Annotated in this window: 8 protein-coding genes and 1 rRNA gene; 4 read left to right on the forward strand and 5 right to left on the reverse strand. The window is 42.7% G+C overall.

Annotation, left to right across the window (positions count from 1 at the left end; genetic code table 11):
- Nucleotides 1–71: 71 nt before the first annotated feature.
- The 3 genes from HRT75_RS13340 (at nucleotide 72) to HRT75_RS13350 (ending at nucleotide 4,060) form a co-directional block, all read left to right on the forward strand.
- The gene (locus HRT75_RS13340) at nucleotides 72–1,025 is read left to right on the forward strand and encodes an acetyl-CoA carboxylase carboxyltransferase subunit alpha (RefSeq protein WP_291187684.1); all 954 of its coding nucleotides are present in this window, start codon (nucleotides 72–74) and stop codon (nucleotides 1,023–1,025) included.
- 168 nt (nucleotides 1,026–1,193) lie between these two features.
- On the forward strand, nucleotides 1,194–2,732 hold the full coding sequence (gene dnaB / locus HRT75_RS13345) for a replicative DNA helicase (protein ID WP_291187687.1): 1,539 nt from the start codon (nucleotides 1,194–1,196) through the stop codon (nucleotides 2,730–2,732).
- A gap of 71 nt (nucleotides 2,733–2,803) precedes the next feature.
- Nucleotides 2,804–4,060 (forward strand): asparagine synthetase B, encoded by a 1,257-nt coding sequence (locus HRT75_RS13350; RefSeq protein WP_291187689.1) that lies wholly within the window; start codon nucleotides 2,804–2,806, stop codon nucleotides 4,058–4,060.
- Here the strand turns inward: HRT75_RS13350 and HRT75_RS13355 are convergent, their stop codons facing one another.
- The 5 genes from HRT75_RS13355 to thrS form a co-directional block, all read right to left on the reverse strand.
- A complete protein-coding gene (locus HRT75_RS13355) occupies nucleotides 4,061–4,372 on the reverse strand; it encodes a peptidyl-tRNA hydrolase (RefSeq protein ID WP_291187692.1) in 312 nt (103 codons plus the stop codon).
- Between the two features lie 256 nt (nucleotides 4,373–4,628).
- Complete coding sequence (gene rplT / locus HRT75_RS13360; RefSeq protein ID WP_272833429.1) at nucleotides 4,629–4,973, reverse strand: 50S ribosomal protein L20; 345 nt, start codon at nucleotides 4,971–4,973, stop codon at nucleotides 4,629–4,631.
- 94 nt (nucleotides 4,974–5,067) lie between these two features.
- Nucleotides 5,068–5,265 (reverse strand): 50S ribosomal protein L35, encoded by a 198-nt coding sequence (gene rpmI, locus HRT75_RS13365; protein ID WP_087524876.1) that lies wholly within the window; start codon nucleotides 5,263–5,265, stop codon nucleotides 5,068–5,070.
- Nucleotides 5,266–5,299: 34 nt separating this feature from the next.
- Nucleotides 5,300–5,812: a translation initiation factor IF-3 gene (gene infC / locus HRT75_RS13370; RefSeq protein ID WP_291187702.1), complete on the reverse strand. Its 513-nt coding sequence runs from the start codon at nucleotides 5,810–5,812 to the stop codon at nucleotides 5,300–5,302.
- A 75-nt stretch (nucleotides 5,813–5,887) separates the two neighbouring features.
- Complete coding sequence (gene thrS / locus HRT75_RS13375) at nucleotides 5,888–7,834, reverse strand: threonine--tRNA ligase (protein ID WP_291187699.1); 1,947 nt, start codon at nucleotides 7,832–7,834, stop codon at nucleotides 5,888–5,890.
- A 564-nt stretch (nucleotides 7,835–8,398) separates the two neighbouring features.
- Between thrS and HRT75_RS13380 the strand changes: the two genes are divergently transcribed.
- Nucleotides 8,399–8,548: ribosomal RNA gene (locus HRT75_RS13380) — 16S ribosomal RNA — on the forward strand; the annotation flags it as partial.

An 8,548-nucleotide genomic window follows, 5' to 3' on the forward strand; every position in this document is an offset into this window, starting at 1 on the left:
AAACTACAGGATAATCCCAAAGTTCTTATATTTGTGAGCTAACCACCACACTAAAAACTGAAGCGAAAATCATGGAATATCTTGATTTTGAATTACCGATTAAGGAACTGCAGGAGCAGTATGAGAAAGCCTGTAAAATAGGCGAGGAGAGCGATGTTGATGTGACCAACACCTGCAAGCAGATCGAGAAGAAACTCAAGGAGACCAAGAAGGATATCTATAAAAACCTGACCCCTTGGCAACGCGTCCAATTGTCTAGACACCCTAATCGCCCGAATACGCTGGATTATATCAAAGCTATTTGTGGTGATTCTTTTTTGGAACTACACGGTGACAGAAATGTAAAGGATGACAAGGCCATGATCGGTGGTTTGGGTAAGATCGGTGATCAATCCTATATGTTCATCGGACAGCAAAAAGGATACAACACCAAAACCCGTCAATACAGAAACTTCGGTATGGCAAACCCAGAGGGCTACCGCAAAGCCTTACGTCTAATGAAGATGGCCGAGAAGTTTGGAGTGCCCGTGGTCACTTTAATTGATACTCCGGGAGCTTATCCTGGTTTGGAAGCTGAAGAGCGTGGTCAAGGAGAAGCCATTGCTAGAAACATTCTAGAAATGACTCGCCTTAAAGTGCCGATCATCGTGGTGATCATCGGAGAAGGAGCGAGTGGTGGAGCTTTAGGCATTGGAGTAGGTGATACCGTACTGATGTTAGAGAATACTTGGTATTCGGTGATCTCTCCAGAGAGCTGTTCTTCCATTCTTTGGCGTAGCTGGGAATACAAGGAGCAGGCGGCAGAAGCACTTAAACTTACTGCTACCGATATGAAGAAGCTCAAACTGATCGATACTATTGTAAAAGAACCTTTAGGAGGTGCGCATAGTGATCGCGAAGGCATCTACACTATAGTAGCCAAGGAAATCGAAAAGTCATTTGATGAACTCAAGAACTTATCCCCAACCGAGCTGGTTGAAAAACGCATGGATAAGTATTCAGAAATGGGAGTCTTTAAAGGATAAGTCTCCTAAAATAAGGACTTAACGAATCCCCCCCCATTTTATCCCTTTTACTTTTCAAGGGTTATCAACAATAATCTGCAGTTCTTAACAGTTAAAATGTTAATAGCTGGTGGACATCGGCTGCGCCATATTTCATGCTGCCGATAACAATTTATTTACATTCGCCTCATGGAAAATTTACAACCTCGCGCTAACTACGGACAACGGAAATCTCAGGTGATTTCTTTGGAAAAAGGGAAACTACCTCCTCAAGCTACTGATTTAGAGGAAGTTGTGTTGGGAGCGATGATGATCGACAAAAAAGGTGTCGATGAGGTAATTGACATTCTCCATGCCGACGCCTTCTACAAGGAGGCACATCAGCACATTTTTGAGGCCATCCACAAATTATTTGAAAACAGTCAACCTGTTGACTTATTAACCGTTTCCGCTCAGCTCAAGAAAGACGGGCAACTCGACTTGGTTGGCGGTGAATTTTACCTCATTCAACTCACTCAAAAAGTATCCTCTTCTGCGCATATCGAGTTTCACGCTCGAATCATTCTGCAGAAGTTCATTCAACGCAGTTTGATCAAGGTTTCCAACGAGATCATTGAGGAGTCTTACGACGAATCTACAGATGTATTTGACCTTTTGGACACTGCTGAATCCAAGCTGTATGAGATCACACAAGGGAACATTAAGCGTTCTTCAGAAACGGCTCAAAACTTGGTGATCCAGGCCAAAAAGCGCATTGAAGAAATTGCCAACAAGGAGGGGCTGTCAGGTATACCTTCTGGGTTTACCCAATTGGATAAACTGACTTCCGGTTGGCAGCCATCGGATTTGATCATCGTGGCGGCACGTCCAGGTATGGGTAAAACGGCCTTGACCTTATCGATGGCCAGAAACATGGCTGTAGAACACAACATTCCCGTAGCCTTCTTTTCGCTGGAGATGTCTTCTGTGCAGTTGATCACCCGTTTGATCTCATCAGAAACTGGTTTGAGTTCAGAGAAGCTGCGTACTGGAAATTTAGAACAACACGAATGGGAGCAACTCAACGTGAAAGTAAAAGACTTAGAGCGTGCACCGCTTTTTATAGATGATACACCTTCACTTTCCATCTTTGACCTGCGTGCAAAGGCCAGACGACTTAAATCTCAACACGACATCCAAATGGTGGTTATTGACTATTTGCAGTTGATGACCGCTGGAGGTAGCCAAAAAGGAGGGAACCGTGAACAGGAGATCTCTACCATTTCTCGTAACCTAAAGGCTTTAGCCAAGGAATTGAATGTCCCCGTGATTGCACTGTCTCAGCTATCGCGTGCTGTTGAGACGCGTGGTGGAAGTAAAAGACCATTGCTTTCAGACCTTCGTGAATCTGGGGCGATTGAGCAGGATGCGGATATTGTTTCCTTTATTTATCGTCCGGAATACTACAAGATCGATGAATGGGATGATGAAGAGCGCAGTCCTACCGCTGGTCAAGCTGAGTTTATCGTAGCCAAGCACCGTAATGGTGGTTTGGATGAGATCCGCTTAAAGTTTGTCGGACACCTGGGTCGCTTTGAGAATTTGGAGACCTTTGATTCTCCCTTTGAATTCCACTCGCGAATGAACGCCGCTGCCAATGACGATACCTTTAAGCCAGACAGCTTCCCATCCGCAGAAGACGCCTTCGACGGCCCAGCAACGCCACCGGATGACGATATTCCATTCTAGGAATTTTTCCCAGCTGCTAAATCTATATTAAAGGATAAGCTTGGAACGCTTTTTGTCGTTATCTTAGCCTTATGCGATTATGGATCTTTATCATATTATTTCTCGGAGCCTTTAGTGCTCAAGCTTCCTACATCCTAATACCAATGGATGCTGAGGGGCAAACGGAGCATTTGAAAGCCTATGGAATTACCTATTGGACCTTGGAGAAGGACCTCAAAGTAAAATGGTTATTGAATTACCGAGGAGGAGCTTTTTTACTTCCAGACTCTGAGGTAATCCGCAGGGAATGCCAGATTAGAGGCGTTCAATTTGAAGTGTTATCAGATTCCAAGACTGAAGAGATCCTTACTCTAATCGCAAGTCCTTCCCAGAATATGGAGGCGGTTGTACTGGAAAAAGCACCGCGCATTGCCGTTTATTCTCCTAAGGGGAATCAGCCTTGGGATGATGCAGTAACTATGGTTTTGACTTATGCAGAGATCCCTTACACGGTAATTTATGATGAAGAAGTATTGAGTGATCAACTCATTCTTTATGATTGGTTGCACTTACACCACGAAGACTTTACTGGTCAATACGGTAAATTCTACCGCAGTTTCAGATCTGCACCTTGGTATATTGAAGAGAAGCGACTTGCGGAGGAGCGAGCTGCTAAACTGGGTTATAGCAAGGTTTCTGAGTCCAAGCGTGATGTAGCCCTGAAAATACGCGACTATGTTGTTGGAGGCGGTTTTATGTTCGCCATGTGCAGCGCTACAGATAGTTTTGATATCGCTTTATCTGCTGCAGGTGTTGACATTTGTGAATCTATGTTCGACGGCGACCCCTCAGAAGGAGGCTATCAAAGCAAGCTGGATTATTCCCGCACCTTCGCTTTTAAGGACTTTATTTTGGAGCGTAGCCCAAATGTGTATGAGTTCTCCGATATCGATATGACACGTAAACGAGCCATTCCTAAGGAGACGGATTACTTTACTTTAATGGATTATTCGGCTAAATGGGATCCTATCCCTACCATGTTGGTTCAAAACCATACGGCTTTGGTAAAAGGGTTTATGGGGCAAACTACCTCATATGATCGCGATCTGATCAAAGCTAATGTCTTGATCATGGGTGAAAACAAAACCAATGGTGAGGCCCGTTATATCCATGGAATTAAAGGCAAAGGGTTCTTTACTTTTTACGGCGGACATGATCCCGAAGATTATACCCATAGAGTAGGAGATGCACCCACCGAGCTGGCATTGCATCCAACCTCTCCAGGCTACAGACTTATTCTTAATAATGTTCTTTTTCCAGCTGCCAAGAAGAAGCGTCAAAAGACCTGATCATTTATACAACCTAAAAAACTTAAAGTATTTGGGATATTTCTCCCGAGGCTTAAATGCGATCACTGTTTCTTGATGGTCTAAGGTAGATTCTGTCATCACCACTCGATCTGGTTCTGATTTTGCCTTTTCAAATTCCTTTTCATTGACCAAACAAACCGTTTTGTAAAAGGGTCCATCCAACCATTGTTTTATGGCTTGGTCATCTGCAAATTCGAGATAGCAGGCCAAGCTAGCATGCGCAACTCCTACAACAGCCTTACCTGGCGGGATACTGTCTTTGACTAGGATGTACATTTTTAGGTTTGACATTGCGTTGCTTTATGCTGCTTAGGGCGTTTGTTAAAACTATAAAGAATTTGGCGAAATACACCAATTGATAAATCCGTATTTGGACATTTCAAAACACACTTTAAAAATGCTTAATTTAAATCTGGGGAGGGCATGGAATGCCCCGGCATTTTGATAATGAAACATCATCACTCGTCTCTATCCAAACTAAAAGCCCCACTCCAAAGGAGCAGGGCTTTTAAGCGAAATAATATGTTATTGATTAGGCCTAAAGCCCTTACTTGATCTTATCGACAATCGCTTTGAAAGCTTCTGGGTGATTCATGGCCAAATCGGCAAGAACTTTTCTGTTCAAGTCGATATTGTTGGCTTTCAAATGTCCCATAAACTTAGAATACGACATACCGTGCTCACGGGCACCTGCATTAATACGGGTGATCCATAGAGCTCTAAACGTTCTTTTCTTAGCACGACGGTCTCTGTAGCTATATTGCATAGCTTTTTCAACCGCGTTTTTCGCTACTGTCCAAACGTTTTTACGACGTCCAAAGTAACCTTTGGCGTGCTTCATCACCTTTTTTCTGCGGGCTCTTGAAGCAACTGCATTTACTGATCTTGGCATAATTTACTTGTTTTTTGTAGCAGGCGATTCTGTGAAGAATGCTTTTATTGGGCCTGACTCCAGGGTTATTACTCGTTTAAACCGGTGAAAGTTATTACTTCATTCGAAGCATTTGTTTCACATTGTCCTCGTCCGCTTTGTGTACGACAGTGTCGTGCGTCAAGGCTAGCTTACGTTTTTTAGACTTCTTGGTTAAGATGTGACTTTTAAACGCGTGCTTTCTTTTGATTTTACCAGTTCCAGTCAGCTTAAAACGCTTCTTGGCGCTGGATTTTGTTTTTTGTTTAGGCATTGTTCCTAAGGTTTATAATTATCTCGCTTTCTCTTTATTTCTTTTTAGGAGCGATGAACATGATCATACGCTTCCCTTCCAGCTTAGGCATTTGTTCTACCTTGCCGTATTCTTCTAATTCTTGAGCCAAACGCAGTAGCAAAATCTGCCCTTGGTCTTTGTAGATGATCGATCGACCTTTAAAGAAAACATACGCTTTTAACTTAGCACCATCTTGCAAGAATTTAACGGCATGCTTCTTTTTAAATTCGTAATCGTGATCATCTGTGTTAGGACCAAAACGGATCTCCTTGATCGTTACTTTGGTCGCTTTGGCTTTTAAGGCCTTTTCTCTTTTCTTTTGTTCGTAAACGAACTTCTTGTAATCGATGGCCTTACATACCGGTGGCTTCGCATTCGGCGAAATCTCTACCAGGTCCAATTCCAAATCGGCTGCGATTTGCTTTGCTTTGGCTAAGGTGTAAACACCAACTTCTACATTGTCTCCAACAAGGCGTACCTCGGGAGCTTTGATCTTGTCATTAATTCTGTGTTGATCTTCTTTAATGATCCTTGCCGGACCTCTTCTTCCTCTTTTTCTTCGTATTGCTATGACTTAAAATATTTGTCCCTAAACGGGCTGTTAAACATTAAATTCTTTTATGGTACTCTTAATATCGTTCTCAATAATGGCGGCAAAGTCTTCCACTTTCATGGTTCCCATATCGCCTTCGCTGTGTTTCCTTACAGCAATTGTGCCATCTTTCTCTTCCTGCTCCCCAACAATAATCATGTAAGGGATCTTCTTCATTTCGGCTTCACGGATTTTTCTTCCGATGGTCTCGTTTCGGTTATCGACGAGCGCGCGAATTTCGCTATTTTCTAACAAATTTAAAACTTTTTGCGCGTAATTCTCGTATTTCTCGCTCAAAGACAGGATGCTAACCTGCTCAGGCATAAGCCATAAAGGGAAGTTTCCACCCGTATGCTCTAAGAGGATCGCAACGAAACGTTCCAATGAACCAAAGGGAGCACGGTGAATCATAACCGGTCTGTGTGACTCATTATCTGAGCCCTTATACGTAAGATCGAATCGCTCTGGAAGATTGTAATCTACTTGGATTGTTCCTAGTTGCCAACTGCGGCCTAAGGCATCCTTAACCATAAAGTCAAGTTTTGGCCCGTAAAATGCAGCCTCGCCTTCCTCAACCACATAATCCAAACCTTTCTGTTCGGCGGCATTGATGATGGCTTGTTCTGCCTTTTCCCAAACTTCAGGATCTCCGATGTATTTTTCTGGCTTACTCATATCACGGATCGATACCTGAGATTTAAAATCTTCAAACCCTAAGGAACCAAATACGTAGAGTACCAGATCAATCACCTTCATGAACTCATCGTTGAGTTGGTCCGGCGTACAGAAAATGTGCGCATCGTCTTGAGTAAACCCACGAACTCGTGTCAAACCGTGTAGCTCACCACTTTGTTCGTAACGGTAAACCGTTCCAAATTCAGCATAGCGAACAGGGAGTTCTTTATAAGACCACGGTTTTGCCTTATACATTTCACAATGGTGAGGACAATTCATAGGTTTAAGCATGAATTCTTCGCCTTCGTGTGGAGTTTGAATCGTTTGAAAACTGTCCTCTCCGTATTTCGCAAAGTGACCGGAAGTCACATAAAGGTCTTTGTTTCCAATATGCGGACTCATCACCGTTTGGTAACCGGCTTTTTTCTGTGCTGCTTTTAAGAAGCTTTCTAGGCGTTCTCTTAATGCTGCCCCTTTAGGCAACCAAAGTGGAAGGCCTTGTCCGACACGTTGTGAGAAAGTGAACAATTCTAATTCTTTACCCAACTTTCGGTGATCTCGTTTTTTAGCTTCTTCTAAAAGCTCTAAATAGGCAGTGAGCTCTTTTTGCTTCGGAAACGAAATCCCATAAACCCGCGTTAATTGCTTCTCATTTTCATCACCTTTAAAATAGGCTCCAGCTACGTTTAGAATCTTTACTGCTTTGACAATTCCTGTATTTGGAATATGCCCACCACGGCATAGATCGGTAAAGCTGCTGTGGTCGCAGAAGGTGATCTCTCCATCCTCCAGTCCTTCTATAAGGTCAACCTTATATTCGTTCTTTCCTTGATAATAGGCTAGAGCATCAGCTTTTGAAACCTCACGCATTTTGAAGTCGTGCTTCCCGCGAGCGATCTCCAGCATCTTGTTCTCTATAGTTTTAAAGTCTTTATCGGAGATCACTTGACCCTCCGGCAGATCAACATCATAATAGAACCCACGTTCAATCGCCGGACCCACCCAAAGTTTGATCCCTGGATAGAGTTCTTCTAAGGCTTGTGCTAGGATATGAGCAGAGGAGTGCCAAAAGGCTTTTTTTCCTGCGTCATCATTCCAAGTGTGTAGGGTTAAACTACCGTCTGTGGTTAATGGGGTTGTTACTTCTACGGTGGTGTCATTGTAAGTTGCTGAAATAACATTGCGCGCCAAGCCTTCACTAATGCTCTTGGCGACATCCATAGGCGTAGTACCTGCTTCCACAGATTTTACGCTACCATCGGGTAAGGTAATCCCTATCATAAGTTTAATTTTAAAGGGGCAAAGATAGGTAGCTTTTAGAGTGTAAACAATACGTTTGGGTTAATTCTGATGGGTGGTTGCTGCGGAATTTATGTCGATTGTGATTTTGGGGTATATATATAAAGGTATAAAAGGGTGATTTTGCCCAATTCTCAGCCTTTCAGCGGCTTGTAATTTAAAGGTGAAATTTTATTAAAAAAATTGTCATTTATGTCTTGCGGAATATAAAAAGCGATATATATTTGCAACCGCTTTTGGAAAGGATAACAGCCCAAAAGAAGTTCATAAAAATACTGGCGCAAATTTTTTCAAATTATTTTTTGAAAGTATTGCAGGAATTAAAAACTGTTGTATATTTGCACCCGCTAAACGGATGAGTGACTACAAAACACGAGTTACGTTAGGCGAAAAAAAAGAACAGAAGTTCATTGATATATTGAATTGACAGTGTACAATACTAAAGGAAACTTTGGTGTTGAAACGAATAAACCGAGTAAAAATACCCTGAGAGATTTTTTTGGTCAAACTTGGATATAGTAGTTGTTTAAAATTATTTAAGATTAAACGATGAAGAGTTTGATCCTGGCTCAGGATGAACGCTAGCGGCAGGCCTAACACATGCAAGTCGAGGGGTAACAGGAAGAAGCTTGCTTCTTTGCTGACGACCGGCGCACGGGTGCGTAACGCGTATACAATCTGCCTTGTACTGGGGGA

This window comes from Gilvibacter sp. (assembly GCF_013214815.1).
Taxonomy (GTDB): domain Bacteria; phylum Bacteroidota; class Bacteroidia; order Flavobacteriales; family Flavobacteriaceae; genus Gilvibacter.

Bases quoted from the DNA above. Each gene is read 5' to 3' on its own strand.
- rplT (WP_272833429.1), bottom strand. From the start codon at position 4,973: ATGCCAAGATCAGTAAATGCAGTTGCTTCAAGAGCCCGCAGAAAAAAG.
- thrS (WP_291187699.1), bottom strand. From the start codon at position 7,834: ATGATAGGGATTACCTTACCCGATGGTAGCGTAAAATCTGTGGAAGCA.
- HRT75_RS13350 (WP_291187689.1), top strand. From the start codon at position 2,804: ATGCGATTATGGATCTTTATCATATTATTTCTCGGAGCCTTTAGTGCT.
- rpmI (WP_087524876.1), bottom strand. From the start codon at position 5,265: ATGCCTAAACAAAAAACAAAATCCAGCGCCAAGAAGCGTTTTAAGCTG.
- HRT75_RS13355 (WP_291187692.1), bottom strand. From the start codon at position 4,372: ATGTCAAACCTAAAAATGTACATCCTAGTCAAAGACAGTATCCCGCCA.
- dnaB (WP_291187687.1), top strand. From the start codon at position 1,194: ATGGAAAATTTACAACCTCGCGCTAACTACGGACAACGGAAATCTCAG.
- HRT75_RS13340 (WP_291187684.1), top strand. From the start codon at position 72: ATGGAATATCTTGATTTTGAATTACCGATTAAGGAACTGCAGGAGCAG.